The 18,149-nt window shown below is 59.8% G+C and carries 15 protein-coding genes; 13 read left to right on the forward strand and 2 right to left on the reverse strand.

What is annotated here, in order from left to right; all coding sequences use genetic code 11:
• The first annotated feature begins 42 nt into the window (after positions 1–42).
• The 6 genes from KKO72_RS12530 to KKO72_RS12555 all read left to right on the forward strand — a co-directional run bounded on the left by KKO72_RS12530 (position 43) and on the right by KKO72_RS12555 (position 6,897).
• Positions 43–1,692 (forward strand): hypothetical protein, encoded by a 1,650-nt coding sequence (locus KKO72_RS12530; protein WP_214938721.1) that lies wholly within the window; start codon positions 43–45, stop codon positions 1,690–1,692.
• A 21-nt stretch (positions 1,693–1,713) separates the two neighbouring features.
• On the forward strand, positions 1,714–2,649 hold the full coding sequence (locus tag KKO72_RS12535) for a dihydrodipicolinate synthase family protein (RefSeq protein ID WP_214938723.1): 936 nt from the start codon (positions 1,714–1,716) through the stop codon (positions 2,647–2,649).
• Positions 2,650–2,688: 39 nt separating this feature from the next.
• On the forward strand, positions 2,689–3,732 hold the full coding sequence (locus KKO72_RS12540) for an exo-alpha-sialidase (protein WP_214938725.1): 1,044 nt from the start codon (positions 2,689–2,691) through the stop codon (positions 3,730–3,732).
• Positions 3,733–3,855: 123 nt separating this feature from the next.
• Entirely contained in the window at positions 3,856–4,827 is a 972-nt protein-coding gene (locus KKO72_RS12545; protein ID WP_214938727.1) for a tripartite tricarboxylate transporter substrate binding protein, read from the forward strand.
• Positions 4,828–4,885: 58 nt separating this feature from the next.
• The gene (locus tag KKO72_RS12550) at positions 4,886–5,347 is read left to right on the forward strand and encodes a tripartite tricarboxylate transporter TctB family protein (protein ID WP_214938729.1); all 462 of its coding nucleotides are present in this window, start codon (positions 4,886–4,888) and stop codon (positions 5,345–5,347) included.
• 17 nt (positions 5,348–5,364) lie between these two features.
• Positions 5,365–6,897 (forward strand): tripartite tricarboxylate transporter permease, encoded by a 1,533-nt coding sequence (locus KKO72_RS12555; protein WP_214938731.1) that lies wholly within the window; start codon positions 5,365–5,367, stop codon positions 6,895–6,897.
• Between the two features lie 93 nt (positions 6,898–6,990).
• Here KKO72_RS12555 and KKO72_RS12560 read toward each other — a convergent pair whose 3' ends face one another.
• Positions 6,991–8,001, reverse strand: a complete 1,011-nt coding sequence (locus KKO72_RS12560) for a LacI family DNA-binding transcriptional regulator (RefSeq protein ID WP_214938733.1) — start codon at positions 7,999–8,001, stop codon at positions 6,991–6,993.
• 164 nt (positions 8,002–8,165) lie between these two features.
• Positions 8,166–9,554, reverse strand: a complete 1,389-nt coding sequence (locus KKO72_RS12565; RefSeq protein ID WP_214938735.1) for a PLP-dependent aminotransferase family protein — start codon at positions 9,552–9,554, stop codon at positions 8,166–8,168.
• Between the two features lie 255 nt (positions 9,555–9,809).
• Here KKO72_RS12565 and gabT point away from each other — a divergent pair, with 255 nt between their 5' ends.
• The 7 genes from gabT to KKO72_RS12600 all read left to right on the forward strand — a co-directional run bounded on the left by gabT (position 9,810) and on the right by KKO72_RS12600 (position 18,110).
• Positions 9,810–11,102: a 4-aminobutyrate--2-oxoglutarate transaminase gene (gene gabT, locus KKO72_RS12570; protein ID WP_214938737.1), complete on the forward strand. Its 1,293-nt coding sequence runs from the start codon at positions 9,810–9,812 to the stop codon at positions 11,100–11,102.
• Between the two features lie 81 nt (positions 11,103–11,183).
• Complete coding sequence (locus KKO72_RS12575; protein WP_214938739.1) at positions 11,184–12,275, forward strand: ABC transporter ATP-binding protein; 1,092 nt, start codon at positions 11,184–11,186, stop codon at positions 12,273–12,275.
• Between the two features lie 62 nt (positions 12,276–12,337).
• Positions 12,338–13,369 carry an ABC transporter substrate-binding protein gene (locus KKO72_RS12580; protein ID WP_214938741.1) on the forward strand — a complete coding sequence of 344 codons (1,032 nt, stop codon included), beginning with the start codon at positions 12,338–12,340 and terminating at the stop codon, positions 13,367–13,369.
• Positions 13,370–13,396: 27 nt separating this feature from the next.
• Positions 13,397–14,638 carry an ABC transporter permease gene (locus tag KKO72_RS12585; RefSeq protein ID WP_214938743.1) on the forward strand — a complete coding sequence of 414 codons (1,242 nt, stop codon included), beginning with the start codon at positions 13,397–13,399 and terminating at the stop codon, positions 14,636–14,638.
• Positions 14,639–14,662: 24 nt separating this feature from the next.
• Positions 14,663–15,481, forward strand: coding sequence for an ABC transporter permease (locus tag KKO72_RS12590; RefSeq protein WP_214938745.1), 819 nt, complete (start codon positions 14,663–14,665; stop codon positions 15,479–15,481).
• Between the two features lie 123 nt (positions 15,482–15,604).
• The gene (speB, locus tag KKO72_RS12595; RefSeq protein ID WP_214938747.1) at positions 15,605–16,561 is read left to right on the forward strand and encodes an agmatinase; all 957 of its coding nucleotides are present in this window, start codon (positions 15,605–15,607) and stop codon (positions 16,559–16,561) included.
• Positions 16,562–16,631: 70 nt separating this feature from the next.
• The gene (locus KKO72_RS12600) at positions 16,632–18,110 is read left to right on the forward strand and encodes an NAD-dependent succinate-semialdehyde dehydrogenase (protein WP_214938749.1); all 1,479 of its coding nucleotides are present in this window, start codon (positions 16,632–16,634) and stop codon (positions 18,108–18,110) included.
• Positions 18,111–18,149 lie beyond the last annotated feature (39 nt).

Here is an 18,149-nt window from a genome sequence, read left to right on the forward strand (position 1 = left end):
CTAACCCTGACAACCCATTTTGATTAAGAAAAGGACATCCCTATGCTGACCCTGACCCTGCCCCCCTCCAGCCCGGTGCTCACCGTGGCCGACAAAGAAGTATTGCTGGTCACCAACGCTGACCTTCGCGAATCTGCCAATGTGGAATGCTGGCCGGTACAGGCCAAGTTTGAAGTCCGGCTAGAAGAAGCTGTGACCCAGCGCCTGGGCTACAAGATCAAACGCGCCCACCTGTACAAAGGCGACAAGGGCCATGGCTTCATCAGCAGCCAGCGCGAAGGCAGCGACCTGTTTGCCACGATTGACTCGGACGCTCCGGTGATTGTGCTGTTGACTGCCTGGCAGTACTCGCACCATCTGGCACCCAGCCTGGCCAAACACCGTGGTCCGGTGCTGCTGCTGGCCAACTTTGACGGCACCTGGCCCGGCCTTGTTGGCATGTTGTGTATGGCTGGCACACTGACCAGCCTGGGCAAGTCCTACTCGCGCCTGTGGTCTGCTGAATTCAACGATGAGTTTTTCTACAGCGGCCTGAGTTCCTGGCTGACCACCCAGCAGATCACCCATGACACCACTTACCTGAAAGCTGTCGACAACGCACACCCGGCCAGCGCCACTCCGGCCTGGGCCATGGGTCGCCAGGTGGGTGACTATGTGCTGAAACACAAGGAGATCATGGGGCTGTTTGACAGCTTTTGTATGGGCATGATCAATGGCGTGTTCCCGCAAAAAGCCCTGGTTGACATCGGCATGCCGATGGAAAGCCTGTCGCAGTCCGCCCTGCTGGTGGAAATGGCCAAGGTGCCGCAAGCTCTGCGTGAGGAATGTCTGGCCTGGTATGAAGCACGCGGCATGAAGTTCAACTTTGGCACCGATCCGGCCAAGGAGCTGACACGTGACCAGGTGCTCGAACAATGCGCCATGATGGTTGCCATGGGCCGTTTCACCCAGCGTTTTGGCCTGTCTGCCGTGGGTGTGCAGTACCAGCAGGGGCTGGCACATTCGTGCGCAGCCTCCGACTTTGCCGAAGGCGCCATCGGCTCCAGAGAACGTTTCCCGATTCCGGACGAAGCTGGCAACATCATCCGTGCGGGCAAAGCCATCCCCTGCATCAACGAGGTGGACATGGGCACCGCGATTCCGCAGACCATGTTGTGGCGCCTGCTGGACTCCTTCGGTCTGCCTGCGGAAACCACACTGCACGACATCCGTTGGGGCAGCGAGTTTGAAGGCATCTTCTACTGGGACTTTGAAATCTCGGGCTCGGTGCCGTTCGAACACCTCAAGGGTGGTATTGCCGGTGCCTCCGGTTATCGCCAACCCGCGATGTACTTCCCCAAGGGGGGCTCGTCGATCCAAGGCCAGGGCAAGGCGGGCCGAATGATCTGGGCCCGCGCCCACTACGAAGGCACCAAGGTGGTGATGCACATTGGTACCGGCACGGCGGTGGAACTGCCTGCTGCCGAGTTCGAGCGCCGCCGTCGCGCCACCACCTATGAGTGGCCGCTGCTCAACTGTGTGCTCGACGGTGTCAGCCGTGATGAACTGATGGCCGGTCACCAAAGCAACCACATCACCATCGCCTACGTGGATGCAGACAAACTGCAAGATGTGCTGCGTGCTTTTGTCGCGCAGGCGCTGACGCAAAATATCCGCGTTTTTGTAGCGGGTGACGCCAACGCTTGCCTCTGAGCTTCAACCCAGGATTTTTGAATGAACCATAACGATAAATACACGGGTGTCTGGCCGGTCATGCTGACCCCGTTTGACGAACAGCGCAACATCGATTGGGCGTCGTTGGAAAAACTCATTGACTGGTACATCCAGGCGGGCGTGAATGGCTTGTTTGCCAACTGCCAATCGAGCGAGATGTTTTTTCTCTCGGAAGCAGAGTCGCTACAGCTGACACGTTTTGTGCTGGACTATGTCGATGGGCGTGTGCCGGTGGTGGCCTCCGGCCACACCGCCTGCGGCCTGCCGCAGCAGATCGACCAGGTCGGCCAGATGGCCGAGACCGGTGTGGACAGTGTGATCCTGATCAGCAACCGTCTGGCCTCGCCCAGCGAGGGTGATGATGTGGTGCTGGCCAATCTGCAAACCCTCACGGCGGCCATCCCCGACACAGTGGGGCTGGGCATTTACGAATGCCCGCACCCCTACAAGCGCCTGCTCTCGGATGAGGTGGTGAGCTGGTGCGCCCAGAGCGGGCGTTACACCTTCATCAAGGACACCTGCTGCCAGATCGAAAAAATCCGCCAGCGTCTGGATCTCATCAAAGGCAGCCGGTTGCACATCGCCAATGCCAACGGCCAGACCTTGCTGGCCTCGCTGCAGGCAGGCGCACACGGCTACAGCGGTGTGATGACCAACTTCCACCCCGAGTTGTATGTCTGGTTGTGTGACAACTGGGACACCGCGCCGGAGAGTGCACAGGCGGTCTCGGACTACCTTTCGGCCGCATCCCTGCTGGAGTACCTGGACTACCCGATCTGTGCCAAGGACTATCAGCTCAGCCTGGGCAACTTCAAGTCAGTCGCCAGCCGCACCCGCGAAGCTGGCAACTACTACTCGGCCCACTTTCAGTCCACGGTGCAGCAAACACTGCGACTGGGCGAAACACTGAAAAACCAGCTGGGCATCCTGAACTGACAAAAAGCGGCAGTGGCCACGAGACAATGGGTGTTTGACATGAAATCTATCAACTCTGAGAAGTGTTTTCTGCTGCCGCAGGACCATGGCTACTTCAACAACTGCCATGCCTCCACCCTGGTGAAGTTACCCAATGGTGAACTGCTGGTGGCTTTTTTTGCGGGTGAACGCGAAGGCGCAGGTGATGTGGCGATCTGGCTGGTGTCGACGCTGGGTGGCGTCTGGCAGGCACCGGTGAGATGTATCGCCGAGGACGGCCTGGCCCACTGGAACCCGGTACTCCATGCCGAAGGTGACACGGTCTGGCTGTTCTACAAGGTGGGGCCAACCGTGCACAACTGGGTGACGCGCTGGACGGTGTCACATGACGGAGGACAGACCTGGGCAGCTGTACAGGAACTGGTGCCCGGTGACACCTTGCCACGTGGTCCCGTCAAGAACAAGCTGATCGTGATGAGCAACGGCGAGTGGCTGGCGCCAGGCTCGATTGAAACCGAAACCACCTGGGATGTGTTTGCCGACATCTCGGCCGACAAGGGTCAAAGCTGGCACAAGGTGGATGTGCCGATCACCCACCTGCAGCCTGTCAACGCGGGCAGCACCGAAGTCTGGAGCGGACTGGCCGCCAATGCGCTTTGGGAAACCGATGTCAAACGGGTGTTCCAGTGGGACGGGGTGATCCAGCCAACGCTTTGGGAGTCGGCACCGGGTCAGGTCCACATGCTGATGCGCAGCACGCGCGGCTTCATCTACCGCAGTGACTCCAGCAACTATGGCCACAGTTGGTGCGCGGCGTATGCCATCGGCTTGCCCAACAACAACAGTGGCATCGACCTGGTGCGCTGCGACGGCGGGGACCTCGCCCTGGTGTCCAACCCGGTGGCAGGCAACTGGGGGCGGCGCTACCCGATTTCCTTGTCACTGTCCACCGACAACGGTGCCAGCTGGACCACGGAGCTGGACATGGAAACACAGGAAGGCGAGTTTTCTTACCCGGCCATCATTGCCGATGGTCGCCATGTGCATCTGAGCTACACCTGGAACCGGCGAAACATCGTGTACCAGCACCTGGTTTTACCTTGAACACGCAGACAGCCAAGCTGCCCATAAATTGAAAGATTGAACGATGAAGGTATGAGTTGTTTTGCTCGCTCCAAGTAGCAAAAAAGAGAGAGAGAACTTTTTATCAAAGAAGGAGATCGCGTCATGAGAAAAATGTCATTGGTGTTGGCAGCTGCGCTGTCGGTGGTGGTGGGACAAAGTTTCGCCCAGACCCTGACTTACCCGACCAAAAACATTGAGGTGGTGATTCCGAAGAACCCGGGCGGGGGTACCGATACTTCCGCACGAACCCTGATCGAGTACAGCAAAAACGCCATGCCCAAAGGCCTGATGTTTGTGCCCGACAACAAACCCGCCGGCAACGGTGTGGCTGGGTTGATCGAAGTGGCTCGGGCCAAGCCCGATGGTTACAAGCTGGTGATGACGACGGTTGAACTGGCGATGTTTCCGCATGAAGGCAAGTCGCCCGTCACCTACGCCGACTTCACGCCGCTGGTGGCCGCCATTGCCGACCCGTGCGCCGTGGTGGTCAAGGCCGACTCTCCTTACAAAACCCTCAAAGAATTCATTGACGCCACCAAAGCCAACCCCGGCAAGATCAAGGTGGGTAACTCCGGCATGGGTGCGATATACCATCTGGCCGCCCTCAACATCGAACGCAAGCTGAACGTTAAGTTCAACCACATCCCCTACAACGAAGGGGTTGGCCCAGCCATTGCCTCACTGGTGGGCGGGCACATTGACGCGGTCATCACCACCCCCGGTGCAGCCAAATCCCAGGTGGACGCCGGTGCGCTGCGTTTTCTGGGGGTGATGGACACCAAGCGTTTTGATCTGTTCCCGAAGGTGCCCACGTTCCAGGAAGCCCTGGGGCAGGATCTGGGCTTGAACATGCGTGCCTGGGCCGTGCTGGCGGCACCCGCCAAACTGCCAGCGAACATCACCAAAGAACTGGTTGCTACCTTTACCACCACGGTGAAATCGCCAGACTTCCAGGCTGCCATGATGAAACAAGGGATCATGCCGGTGGTGATTGCAGGTGATGCCGCTGCGGCCATGATGAAAGAAGACCACGACACCTACAAAGACCTGATCGAAGAATCCAAGAAAAAATAAATTCTGATCAAACTGGCCCGACTGCGATGTGACCGGGCCAGCATAAAGAGGATTCAACATGAAGAAATACAACTTGGTCGTGGCATCAGTCTCGGTACTGCTGGGTCTGCTGATTATTTACCTCAGCCGCAATCTTGCAGGTTGGGATGACAACGGTGTGCCGGGCGAAAACTACTGGCCAAGCATCATCGCTTACCTGTTTGTGGGCCTGGGTGTGCTGCAGTTCCTGGAGGTGTGGCTGTCTCCACACATCAACAAAGACAAGACCGTGGATCTGGGCTCTGCGGTGGTTCGCAAAGCCTATCTGGCTGCAGCGGTGTCGGTGGTTTACGGGGGACTGTTAACAGCAGCTGGTTTTGTGCTGGCCACACTGGCCTTTGTTCCGACGATGAACATGTTGATGGGGGAGCGTCGCTTGTGGGCTTCTGCGCTGCTTGCTGTTGGGGTGGTCGGGGTCATTTACGTCTTCTTTGCCCTCGTCTTCAACACCACGTTGCCGACCTCGGTGTTTCTTGAATAAACAACGAAGGTGAAACCATGAACGATATTCTTTCCGCCTTCTCGGTTGTCTTCAGCTTCAACGCCATGCTGATGATTTTTCTGGGCACACTGGCTGGCGTCATCATCGGCGCCCTGCCCGGACTCACCGTCAACATGGGTATTGCCTTGTTGATGCCTCTGACCTTCTCCTTCCAGGGCATGACCGGTATCCTGATGCTGCTGGGGGTGTATTGCGGCGCCATTTATGGTGGCTCGATCTCGGCGATTCTGATCAACACCCCAGGTACCCCTGCGTCTGCGGCCACCATCCTCGATGGTTACCCGATGGCCATGAAGGGAGAAGCTGGCCGTGCGCTGGGTCTGTCCACCACTTCGTCGGTGTTTGGCGGCGTCTTCAGCACCATCTGCCTGATCCTGATCTCACCGCTGCTGGCCAAGGTGGCGGTGGGCTTGTCGGCGCCCGAGTACTTTGCGCTGGCTGTGTTTGGTATCAGCATCATCACCAGTGTGTCGTCCCAATCGATCATCAAAGGCCTGATGGGCGGCTGCCTGGGTCTGGCCATTGCCACTGTGGGTCTGGATCCGATGACCGCTGGTTTCCGCTTCACCTTTGATTCGGTCTACCTGATGGGTGGCATCTCGTTTGTGCCGATTCTGGTGGGACTGTTTGCCTTCTCACAAGGCATGATCAGCATGGAGGACAACTTCCGGGGTGATGAAAACCGCAAGGTGCAGGTGGCCATCAAACGGATTCTGCCGACCTGGGCCGACCTGAAACGCGTGTTCCCGACACAACTGCGCTCCTCGGCCATTGGCACCGTCATCGGGGCGATTCCAGGCACCGGAGGTGACATTGCCTCCTACATCTCCTACACCGAAGCCAAGCGCTGGTCCAAACACCCCGAGGAATTTGGCCACGGTTCGATCGAAGGTACCTCGGCGCCAGAAGCGGGCGCCAATGCAGTCTCAGGCGGAGCCATGGTGCCCTTGTTGACCCTGGGCATACCGGGTGATGGCGCCACCGCGATCATGATGGGGGCCTTCATGGTGCAAGGCCTGTCTCTGGGACCGCTGCTGTTTACCGAGCACCCAGTGGAAGTCAACACGATCTTCATCGGTCTGATGGTTGCCAACATCGTGATGGGCTGTATTGGTTTTGCCGGTTTGCGGCTGTCCACCAAGATCATGGATGTGCCACGCCGTGTGCTGGTCCCCATCATCCTGACACTGTGCGCCGTGGGCGCCTACTCGGTGAACCACACCATGATTGACGTGTTTGTCATGATGGCGGCGGGTGTGCTCGGTTACATCCTGATCAAGCTGGACTTCTCGATGTCGCCCATCGTGATCGGGATCATTCTGGGGCCGATGGCGGAAACCAATCTGCGCCGCACACTGGCCATGTCCAACGGTGACTACTCGGTGTTTTTCACCCGTCCGATCTGCCTGAGCTTCTTGGTTATCGCGGTGTTCACCCTGTTCATTCCCATCGTCGGCCCGAGAGTCTGGGCCTGGTGGAAAAAACGCAGTGGTGGCCCGGTCCTCGCCCAGGTCAACTCACCGGAATAACACAGCGGGCGGTGTCGTCACTGCCTGTTGTACCCAGCAAAAAGCGGCCGTTCTGGCCGCTTTTTTTACACTGAGGAGGTGCTCTGAGCGTCTTCAGGCCTTGCGGCTGCGCCAGTGCAAATGGGCCGGCACGGTCTGGGAAACCGGTGTCTGTTTGTTGATCAAGCCAATCAGGCCTGCCAGCGTGGCCTGTGCCAGGGCCTGACTGTCCTGCTCGATCGAATCTATTTTCAGAGGCAGGCAGTCCAGCAGCGAGTGGTCATCAAAAGTGATGATGCGCTGCGGTGCAATGCTGAAGTGCTGGTTGTGGCTGATGAAGGCCAGCGCCCCCTCCAGCAGCGTCATCGACCCGGTGAACAACACGCGCGGATAACGCCCCAGCTCTTGATAACAATCCTGCATCATCGCGTAACCACTGCTGCGGCGGTAGTCACGCGCACGCACCCAGCCAGGCTGCTCCTCCAGGCCAGCGGAAGCCAAGGCCGCACGAAACCCTTTGAGCCGGTCGATGCTGGGAGACAGATAGGGTTGTCCGCCAAAGTAATACGCCTCCCCGGCACCGTCCTTGAGCGCGTCAGAGACCATGTCGGTCACCGCGCCGGTGGCGTCTGTGATCACATGGGTCAAGGACTTGTCGTTCACCCGACGGTCGGCCAGACACAAGGGCAAACGTGTACGCCATTTGAGGTAGACCTTGGGGTCGGGCGAACAGGGCATGACCATCAAGCCATCCACCTGTCTGGCAATCAGGTGTTCAATACCCGCGCGCTCCTGTTCAGGGTCATCGTTGCTCGACACCACCAGCAACTGGTAACCAGCCTGATGGCAAATCGGCTCCATCGCCTGCGCCAGACTGGCCAGCGCCAGATTGGTCAGTTCGGGAATCACCAGACCCAGTGTGTTGCTGTAACCCGAGCGCAAGGCCCGCGCCGAATGGGAGGGCTGGAAATTGGTTTTTTGGGCGGCTTCCAGCACACGCTGTTGGGTGGCTGCCGCAATCCGGAATTCCTTGGCGCGGCCATTGAGCACCATGCTGGCCGTGGTGCGGGAGACACCCGCCATGCTGGCGATGTCATGGATGGTCAGGCGTGTGTAGTCGCTCATGGGACGGTGTTTGGTGACAGATCAACAGCCGCTTTTTTGGCAATACTTAGAGCACGCTCTGAAGGGTTTTCCCTAGGGACTCTACCACAGGCAGACCCCAAAAACCGGCTTTGCGTTGGGCAAAAAAGGGCTCTTTGACACCACATCTGGCTGGTCAAACCAGTTCACCGCGTGCAGCCCTCCAGAAAGCTGAAGATGGCCGGGTCGTCACAAAAAATAACGTTAAAACGTATCCATGCGCTGGTGCGCAAATCCGGGCTGAACAGGTGGCCGGGGCCCAGCAAAATGTCCTGTTCAGCCGCTTTGTAAGCCAGCTCAGCCGAGTCCTCCAGAGCCAGATGCCTGGCCCACAAGAAGATGCCGGCCTTGGGTTCACAAAATATTTCAAACCCGGCCTTGAGCAAGAGGGAGGCGGTGGCCACATGGGCCTTGGCGAGGCGTTCGCGCAGACCCTTGACATGTTTGCGACAGCGGCCATCGGTCAATGCTCCGTGGGCCAAGCGTTCACTGAACTCGCTTGAGGTCAAACCCGAAATCATCTTGAGCTGGGCCAGGTCCTCCAGCAGATCCGGGCTGGCCGCCACATAACCGACCCGGATATTGGGTGAAATGGTTTTGGAGAAGCTGCTGATGTAGATGACGCGGTTGAGCTGGTCCAGACTGGCCAGGGACGGACGGGGCTCCGGGTCCAGATCGGCGTAGATGTCGTTCTCGACCACCAGAAAGTTGTGTTTGTCAGCCAGCTGCATCACCCGGTGCAGATGCGAGAGCTGGGCAATCGAGCCCGTCGGGCTGTGCAGCCGTGGCTGGGTGAAAAACACCTTGGGTTGCTCTTCGATCACCAGCCGTTCCAGCTCGGCCAGATCGTAGCCGTTAGGTGTGCGTGGCACACCAATCAGGCGCGCGCCCAAGAACCGCAGTGAAAACAGCAGGTTCGGGTAGCCCGGGTCATCCACTAGCACCGCGTCGCCCGGGCGTATCAGTCTGCGCGCCACCAAGTCCATGGCCTGGCTGGAGCCCTGGGTCAACAACACCTGCTCGGGCGGCACCGAGATTTCCTGCTCGGCCAACATCTCACACACCAGTTGGCGCAAAGGTGGGTATCCCTTGGGTTCACCATAACCACTGAGCTCCGTCTCTTCGGTGGCCAGACTGCGCAGCGCCCGGCGCACGCCGTCCTGAAAAAGCCAGTCCCCCGGCAGCCAGCCGCAGCCCGGCTTCAGCCGCAGTGCCCGGTTCTCAAAAATGCGGCGCAGGTACCACATCGAATCAAAATTGAAGTTCGGGCCGTCACCCGCCACCGCCGCCACCGACAGCGGTCGATTCTTGACAAAAAAGCCCGAATGCGGCCGGGAAGAGAAATAACCCTGGGCCACCAGGCGGTCATAGGCATCGACCACGGTGAACACACTCACATTGTGGGCGTGGGCGAACTGGCGGATGGACGGTGCCTTGGAGCCGGGCCGCAGTGAGCCGTCTTCGATGTCAGCGCGAAAACCTGCCACGATCTGCAGGACCAGGGGTGTGGAACTCTGGGGGTTCAGTGTCAACATGAGTAATCTGTTGGGTGGGCGGACGATGGCCACATTGTCCAGGCTCGTGCCCCGATACGGCGTGTTCAATGTGTGCATCCCAAGGAAATAGCGCGGATTGGGCCAAGTGTGTCAGTCATAGGGTTGGACTGTATTGTGTGCGGGGCCTGCACAGTACATCCTCAAAATAGGCTTCACTGTATATGGTTGATCCAGATCAACAACTCTACAGTGCATCAACTGTGTTTTCTAAATCACCCACTGCTTAGGAGAAATATGTTGACCAAAACCCTCAAAACCAATGCCGACCTGATGGCCCGCCGCAGAGCCGCTATCCCCCGTGGTGTGGGTCAAAGCCACGAAGTGTTCATCGCACGGGCCGAGAACGCCGAAATCTGGGACGTGGAGGGCAAACGCTACATCGACTTTGCCGGTGGTATTGCGGTACTCAACACCGGCCATGGCCGCCCCGAGATCAAGGAAGCCGTCAAAGCGCAGATCGACCTGTTCACCCACACCTGCTTCCAGGTGCTGGCCTACGAGTCCTATGTGGAACTGGCCGAACGTTTCAACGCCCTGGCGCCCGGCGACTTTGCCAAAAAGACGCTCTTCTTGACCACGGGTGCCGAGGCCGTGGAAAACGCGATCAAGATCGCCCGCTCACACACCAAACGCAGCGCGGTGATCGCCTTCACCAGCGGCTATCATGGCCGCACCCTGCTGACCCTGGGGTTGACCGGCAAGGTGGCGCCGTACAAAACCGGCTTTGGCCCCTTCCCTGGCGAAATTTTTCACGCCCAGTTCCCTAACGAAACCCACGGCGTGAGTGTGGACGACTCGATTGCCTCCATCGAGTCGATCTTGAAGAACGATGTCGAAGCCAGCCGCGTGGCAGCCATCATTGTGGAGCCGGTGCAAGGTGAAGGTGGCTTCAATGTGGCACCCACAGACTTTTTGCAGCGGGTTCGTGCCCTGTGTGACCAGCATGGCATCCTGATGATTGTGGACGAGATCCAGACCGGCGCTGGCCGCACCGGCACCTGGTTTGCCATCGAACACAGCGGTGTGGCACCCGACATGATCACCATGGCCAAGTCCATGGCGGGTGGTTACCCGATCTCCGGGGTAGTGGGCCGCGCCGAGGTGATGGACGCCCCGGCTGCCGGTGGTCTGGGTGGCACCTACGCCGGTAGTCCCATCGCCTGCGCCGCCGCCCTGGCGGTGCTGGATGTGTTCGAGAAAGACAACTTGCTGGAACGCAGCCGCAGCATGGGCGCCCACTTGGTGACGCGTCTGGAAGCGATGGCAGCCAAGGACAAACGCATTGCCGCCGTGCGCGGTCTGGGTGCGATGGTGGCCTTTGAATTGTGCAAAGACGGTGATCCGCACCAACCCAGTGCAGAACTGGCCAAAGCGCTGGCAGCGGAGGCCACCAAGCGTGGCTTGATCCTGCTGACCTGCGGCACGTATGGCAATGTGGTGCGTATTCTGGTGCCTTTGACCGCCAGCGACGCCATAGTGAATGAGGGCCTGGACATCATCGAAGCCTGCCTGGCAGCAACGGCCTGACTGGCACACTATTTGCGTAGCTAAAACAGCTTGTAGCCCTTATTCCATGGGCTTATAGTGCTTTTGAAAGAATAGCAAATAATGGCCTTATCCGAACCCCTGGTCCGCTTCTCCGGCATTCAAAAGACCTACGACGGCAGCACCCTGGTGGTGCGTGACTTGAACCTCGATATCCAGAGTGGTGAATTTTTGTCGCTGCTCGGGCCATCGGGTTCGGGCAAGACCACCACGCTGATGATGTTGGCTGGTTTTGAGTCGCCCACCGCCGGAGACATTTTGTTGAATGGCCGCCAGATCACCGGCACGCCACCGCACAAACGCAACTTTGGCATGGTGTTCCAGAACTACGCGCTGTTTCCCCACATGAACGTGGCGCAAAACGTGGCCTACCCGCTCACGGTGCGCGATGTGCCCAAGGCCGAGCAGGAACAGCGTGTCAAGAAGGCGCTGGACATGGTGCGCCTCTCGGGCATGGGGGACCGGTTGCCGGCCAGGCTCTCGGGCGGCCAGCAACAACGTGTGGCGCTGGCGCGGGCCTTGGTGTTCAACCCGCAACTGGTGCTGATGGACGAGCCGCTGGGTGCGCTGGACAAACAGCTGCGTGAACACATGCAGATCGAGCTCAAGGAGCTGCACCACCAGCTGGGTGTGACCTTTGTCTACGTGACCCACGACCAGGGTGAGGCCCTGACCATGAGTGACCGGGTGGCGGTGTTCAACGAAGGCATCATCCAGCAGCTGGCCGATGCCCAGTCGCTGTACGAGACCCCCTCCAACCGCTTTGTGGCCGGTTTTGTGGGCGACAGCACGGTGCTGCGCGGCACGCTGGGGCAGGATGCCAGCAGCATCCACCTCAGTGGCCTGGGGGTGAGCCTGCGCGGACTCAACATCAACCAGAGTGCCAGCGGCGCAAAGGTGGAGGCCTGTGTCCGCCCTGAACGTATTGCCTTGTCCCTGGACGTACCCAGCCAATCCAACTGCCTGACGGCCCAGGTAGTAGACATTGTTTATTACGGTGACCATGTGCGCCTGTTGTGCAAGCTGGGGCCCGATCAGCCCCAGGCGGTGGTCAAACTCGCATTGATCCACCCCTGTGCCCAACACCCGCCCGAGCCTGGCAGCACCGTGTACCTGGCGTTCCCGCCCGAGTACACCCGCATCTACGCCGTGTGAGCTGTTTGCACTTCCGTTTTCCCTCCCTGCCCTTCACCCACTACCCAAAGGAACTGTTCCCCATGAAAAAAAGCCTGATCGCACTGGCATCCCTGTCAGCCTGCCTCACCCTGTCGGCGCACGCGCAAGAAGCCATCACTGTGGTGAACTTCGGTGGCGCCAACGCCAATGCCCAGAAAGTGGCCTATTACGAACCGATTGCCAAAGAGGGCATCAAGGTGACCGCTGTGGAATACAACGGTGAACAAGCCAAGATCAAGGCCATGGTCGACACCAAGAACGTGACCTGGGACGTGGTCGAGGTGGAATCCCCCGACGTGGCCCGTGGCTGCGACGAGGGCCTGTTCGAAAAACTCGACTACAGCAAGATCGCCCCCAAAGCCGACCTGTTGCCCTCTGCGGTGAGCGAATGTGGCGTGGGTGTGTTCGTCTGGTCTACCGTGATGGCCTACAACGGCGACAAACTCAAGACCGCCCCCACGAGCTGGGCCGACTTTTTTGACACCAAGAAGATCCCCGGCAAACGCGGCATGCGCAAGGGTGCCCGCTACAACCTCGAATTTGCCCTGCTGGCCGACGGCGTGAAACCGGCCGACGTGTACAAGGTGCTGGCGACCAAAGACGGTGCCGAACGTGCCTTCAAAAAGCTGACCGAGCTCAAACCCAGCATCCAATGGTGGGAAGCCGGTGCCCAGGCGCCCCAATTCCTGGTGGCTGGTGACGTGGTGCTCTCCACCGTCTACAACGGCCGTGTCGACGCCGCCAACCGCGAAGGCCGCAACCTGCAGATCTACTGGCCCGGCGGCATTTATGACCTGGACTACTGGGTGATCCCCAAGGGCACGGCCAAGAAAGACGCTGCCTACAAGTTCATAGCCTACGCCTCCAAGCCGGAAAACCAGGCCGTGTACGCCCAGAACATCGCCTACGGCCCGACCAACAAGAAGGCCCTGGCCAAGCTGGACAAGAAGGTGCTCGACAACCTGCCCACCTCGGACAAAAACGCCAAGGATGCGCTGCAGTTCAACACCACGTTCTGGGCTGACCAGGGCGAGGCTCTGGAAAAACGTTTCGCCGCCTGGGCCACCCAGTAAACCGCCGCAGCTCAGGAGCAGCCCACCATGCCGATGCCAACCAGTGCCAACCCGCCCTTGGGCGACCTGCGCGCCGCACTCGCGCGTGCACAGTCACGCCGCAAATGGCGGGCCTTCACGCTGACGGTGCCTTTGCTGGTGTTTCTGCTGCTGACGCTGCTGGTCCCAATAGCTGCGCTGCTGATGCGCGCGGTGGAAAACCCTGAGGTGGCCAAGGCCCTGCCCTCCACGGTGAAGGCCTTGGCCACCTGGGACCGCCAGTCACAACCCAGCGCTGGCGCTTATGCCGCGCTGGTGAAAGACCTGTCCCACCTGCCCGACACGTCGGACGCTGGCGCCCTGGCGCGCCGCCTCAACACCGAAGCGCCCGGTGCCCGCTCACTCATCATGGGCGCCTACCGGGCCCTGCCCATCGAAGGGGATGCAGAAGCGGTGCGCCAACAACTTCTGGACAAAGACCCGCGCTGGGCAGAAACAGAATTCTGGCAAGCCATCGCCAAAAACGGCTCACGCTGGACACCCGACTACCTGCTGGCGTCGGTCGATCTGCGCCGCGATGCCCAGGGTGATATTGCGCGCATGCCCGAAGAACAACGCGCCTACGGCGGCATTTTGCTGCGCACCTTCCAGGTCAGCCTGATCATCACCGTGATGTGCCTGCTGCTGGCTTACCCGCTGGCCTACTGGCTCTCCACCCTGCCTGAGCGCCAGGCCAATCTGCTGATGATTGTGGTGCTGGTGCCGTTCTGGACCTCGATCCTGGTGCGCGTGGCCGCGTGGATTGTGCTGCTGCAGTCCGAAGGGCTGATCAACACCGCCTTGATCGACATCGGTGTCATCAGCAAACCGCTGGAGCTGCTGTTCAACCGCACCGGCGTGATCATTTCCATGACCCATATCCTGCTGCCTTTCATGATCCTGCCGCTCTACAGCGTCATGAAAAGTGTGCCCCCCACCTATGTGCGCGCTGCAGTGTCGCTGGGCAGTGCGCCGCTGGCCGCCTTCGCCCGCGTGTATGTGCCGCAAACCCTGCCCGGCGTCGGTGCAGGCGCCCTGCTGGTGTTCATCCTGTCGATTGGTTACTACATCACGCCAGCCCTGCTCGGCGGCGCCGATGACCAGATGCTGAGTTATTACATCGCCCGCTACACCAACGTGGAAGTCAACTGGGGCATGGCCTGCGCACTCGGTGCTCTGCTGTTGGCCACCACCATGCTGCTCTATGGTGTGTACCGCCGTCTGGGCAAAACCGACCTGGCCCTGGCCTAACAGCACTGCAATCGGAAGACACCCATGTTCAAGCTGCCCCAATTTCCCCTGTACTACACCCTGGCCGACAAGGCGGGCTGGTGGACGCTGCGCCTGGTCTGCGTGGCGGTGCTCATCTACCTGGTGGCCCCGATCCTGGCGATCATCCCGCTGTCGTTTTCCAGCAGCTCCTTCCTGAGTTACCCCATGCCCGGTCTGTCGCTGCGCTGGTATGAAAACCTCTTCAACGCGCCCGAATGGGCCAACGCCACCCGCAACAGCTTCATCGTGGCACCTGCGGCCACCATCATCGCCACCGTGCTGGGCACACTGGCCGCCGTCGGCCTGGCGCGTACCGACTTCTGCTTCAAGGGCCTGCTCATGGCGGTGCTGATTGCACCCATGGTGGTGCCGATCATCGTGGTGGGTGTGGCCACCTACCTGTACTTTGCACCGCTGGGCCTGACCGACAGTTATGTCGGGTTGATCGCAGTGCATGCTGCCTTGGGCGCACCCTTTGTGCTGACCACGGTGTTGGCCACACTGGCCAACTTCAACGACAACCTGATCCGCGCCTCACTGAGCCTGGGGGAGACACCGTTCAACACCTTCAGACGCATCACCTTGCCGGTGATTGCACCGGGCGTGATCTCGGGCGCGTTATTTGCCTTTGCCACCTCGTTTGACGAGGTAGTGGTGACCCTGTTCCTGGCCGGGGCCGAGCAAACCACCCTGCCGCGCCAGATGTTTACCGGCATCCGCGAAAACATCTCGCCCACCATCGCAGCGGTGGCCACACTGCTGATCCTGTTCACCACCAGTTTGCTGCTGGTGCTGGAGTGGTTGCGTGGGCGGCGGCGCTAGGTATCCCTGTGGTCTCTGTCATAGTATTGGATTGATAGCTGATAGTCCTTGTGAGATAAGGGTTAGAGGCCAATTTCACTTACAGCCTGCGTTGTAACTATTCAGACAACAAACAACCCATCCATGAACCCAGCCGCTCCCAAAAACCAGCCCTTGTCTGGCAATGCCATGCCGCGTTTTGGCGGCATCGCCAGCATGATGCGTTTGCCGGTCGCCACAACGCCACAGGGCTTGGATGCCGCGTTCATCGGTGTACCACTGGACATCGGCACCAGCCACCGGCCAGGCACCCGTTTTGGCCCGCGTGAGATCCGTTCCGAATCGGCACTGATTCGCCCCTACAACATGGCCACCGGCGCGGCGCCGTTTGACACGCTGCAGGTGGCTGACCTGGGCGACGTGCCGATCAACACCTATTCGCTCGTCAAATCCCTGCCCATCATCACCAACTTCTACAACAAGGTGCTGGAAGCCGGTTGCACCCCCCTCACACTGGGCGGCGACCACACCATCGCCCTGCCGATCCTGCGCGCAGTGGCGGCCAAACACGGCCCGGTGGCGCTGATCCATGTTGACGCCCATGCCGATGTGAACCCCGACATGTTTGGTGAACGCATCGCCCACGGCACACCGTTTCGCCGCGCGGTCGAAGAAAACCTGCTTGATGGCCCCAAGGTGTTCCAGATTGGCCTGCGTGGCAGTGGCTACGCCGCAGACGACTTTGACTGGCCAAGCCAGCAGGGCTTTACCCTGGTGCCCGCCCACGAAGTCTGGTACCAGTCGCTCGCGCCTTTGATGCAAAGGGTGCGCGCCACCATTGGCAACACGCCGTGTTACCTGAGTTTTGACATCGACGGCATCGACCCAGCCTATGCCGGTGGCACCGGCACGCCCGAGATTGGCGGTCTGTCGGTGCCGCAGGCTCTGGAGATCATCCGCGGCTGTCACGGGCTTAACATCGTTGGTTGTGATCTGGTCGAGGTGTCGCCACCGTATGACCCATCTGGCAACACCGCGTTGCTGGGCGCCAACCTGCTGTTCGAGATGTTGTGTGTGCTGCCGGGGGTACTCAAACGCTAGCAATTCAGAAGCTACTCACCCTTATTGAATAAGGGCTAGAGACGTATTTTTTATAAATTCAGGAGTTTTCATGTCAACCACGCTTTCCCCTCTTTCCCAGCTCAAAGACCCCAGCCTGCTCAAGACGGACGCCTTGGTTAACGGCACCTGGGTCACGGGTGCCGGCCGCTTTGACGTGCTTGACCCGGCCACCGGCCAAAAGTTAGCCGACGTGGCCAACCTGGGTCCCTTGGATGCCGAAGCCGCCATCGCCGCCGCCAACGCGGCCTGGCCAGCCTGGCGCAGCAAAACCGCCAAGGAACGCAGCATCCTCCTGCGCAAATGGTTCGACTTGCTCATGGCCAACCAGGACGACCTGGGGCGCATCATGACCGCCGAACAAGGCAAACCCCTGCCCGAGGCCAAGGGTGAAGTCGCCTACGCCGCGAGTTTTGTTGAATGGTTTGCCGAGGAAGCCAAACGTGTCAACGGCGAAACCCTGCCCCAGTTCGACAACAACCGCCGCCTGCTGATCCTGCGCCAACCGATTGGGGTGTGCGCTGCGATCACGCCCTGGAACTTCCCGATTGCAATGATCACGCGCAAGGTGGCCCCGGCCCTGGCTGCGGGTTGCACCGTGGTCATCAAACCAGCCGAACTGACGCCCTTGACCGCGCTGGCAGCCGCCGAACTGGCGATCCGCGCGGGCATCCCGGCCGGTGTGCTCAACATGGTCACCGCCGACGCCGACAACTCGATTGCCGTGGGCAAAGTCTTGTGTGCCAGCGACATCGTGCGCCACATCAGCTTCACCGGATCCACCGAAGTGGGTCGTATCCTGATGGCACAGTCGGCCCCCACGGTCAAGAAAATGTCGCTCGAACTCGGCGGCAACGCGCCTTTCATCGTGTTTGACGATGCCGACATCGACAGCGCGGTCGAAGGCGCTTTTGCCAGCAAATACCGCAACGCCGGCCAGACCTGTGTCTGCTCCAACCGGATCTATGTGCAGGCCGGTGTCTACGACACGTTCGTGGCCAAATTTGCGGCCAAGGTCAAGACCGCCAAGGTGGGCAACGGCTTTGACGACGGTGTCAACCAGGGCCCGCTGATCGAAGAAGCCGCGCTGCAAAAGGTGGAGCGCCATGTACAGGATGCGCTGGCCAAAGGTGGCCGACTGGTCGCAGGTGGCCACCGCCTGACGGGGCAGTTCTTCGAGCCAACCGTGGTGGCTGAAGCCACGGCTGACATGTTGTGCGCCCGTGAGGAAACCTTTGGTCCGTTTGCCCCGGTGTTCAAGTTCAACACTGAGCAGGAAGCCATTGACGCAGCCAACGCCACCGAATTTGGCCTGGCCAGCTATTTCTACACCCGAGACGTCGGACGCATCTGGCGCGTCAGCGAAGCGCTGGAATACGGTATGGTCGGCGCCAATGTCGGCATTCTGGCGACCGAACACGTGCCCTTTGGGGGTGTCAAACAGTCCGGCCTGGGCCGTGAAGGCTCACACCACGGCATGGATGACTACGTGGAAATCAAGTACCTGTGTATTGGTGACATCCTGAAGTAAACACCGAGCTTGTTAACCCGGTTGGCCAACCGGGTGCAT

Source organism: Rhodoferax sp. U11-2br (assembly GCF_018619435.1).
In the GTDB taxonomy this organism is placed as follows: Bacteria; Pseudomonadota; Gammaproteobacteria; order Burkholderiales; family Burkholderiaceae_C; genus Rhodoferax.

Bases quoted from the DNA above. Each gene is read 5' to 3' on its own strand.
- gabT (WP_214938737.1), top strand. From the start codon at position 9,810: ATGTTGACCAAAACCCTCAAAACCAATGCCGACCTGATGGCCCGCCGC.
- KKO72_RS12600 (WP_214938749.1), top strand. From the start codon at position 16,632: ATGTCAACCACGCTTTCCCCTCTTTCCCAGCTCAAAGACCCCAGCCTG.
- KKO72_RS12565 (WP_214938735.1), bottom strand. From the start codon at position 9,554: ATGTTGACACTGAACCCCCAGAGTTCCACACCCCTGGTCCTGCAGATC.
- KKO72_RS12530 (WP_214938721.1), top strand. From the start codon at position 43: ATGCTGACCCTGACCCTGCCCCCCTCCAGCCCGGTGCTCACCGTGGCC.
- KKO72_RS12545 (WP_214938727.1), top strand. From the start codon at position 3,856: ATGAGAAAAATGTCATTGGTGTTGGCAGCTGCGCTGTCGGTGGTGGTG.
- KKO72_RS12560 (WP_214938733.1), bottom strand. From the start codon at position 8,001: ATGAGCGACTACACACGCCTGACCATCCATGACATCGCCAGCATGGCG.
- KKO72_RS12550 (WP_214938729.1), top strand. From the start codon at position 4,886: ATGAAGAAATACAACTTGGTCGTGGCATCAGTCTCGGTACTGCTGGGT.
- KKO72_RS12540 (WP_214938725.1), top strand. From the start codon at position 2,689: ATGAAATCTATCAACTCTGAGAAGTGTTTTCTGCTGCCGCAGGACCAT.
- KKO72_RS12535 (WP_214938723.1), top strand. From the start codon at position 1,714: ATGAACCATAACGATAAATACACGGGTGTCTGGCCGGTCATGCTGACC.
- KKO72_RS12580 (WP_214938741.1), top strand. From the start codon at position 12,338: ATGAAAAAAAGCCTGATCGCACTGGCATCCCTGTCAGCCTGCCTCACC.
- KKO72_RS12575 (WP_214938739.1), top strand. From the start codon at position 11,184: ATGGCCTTATCCGAACCCCTGGTCCGCTTCTCCGGCATTCAAAAGACC.
- speB (WP_214938747.1), top strand. From the start codon at position 15,605: ATGAACCCAGCCGCTCCCAAAAACCAGCCCTTGTCTGGCAATGCCATG.
- KKO72_RS12590 (WP_214938745.1), top strand. From the start codon at position 14,663: ATGTTCAAGCTGCCCCAATTTCCCCTGTACTACACCCTGGCCGACAAG.
- KKO72_RS12585 (WP_214938743.1), top strand. From the start codon at position 13,397: ATGCCGATGCCAACCAGTGCCAACCCGCCCTTGGGCGACCTGCGCGCC.
- KKO72_RS12555 (WP_214938731.1), top strand. From the start codon at position 5,365: ATGAACGATATTCTTTCCGCCTTCTCGGTTGTCTTCAGCTTCAACGCC.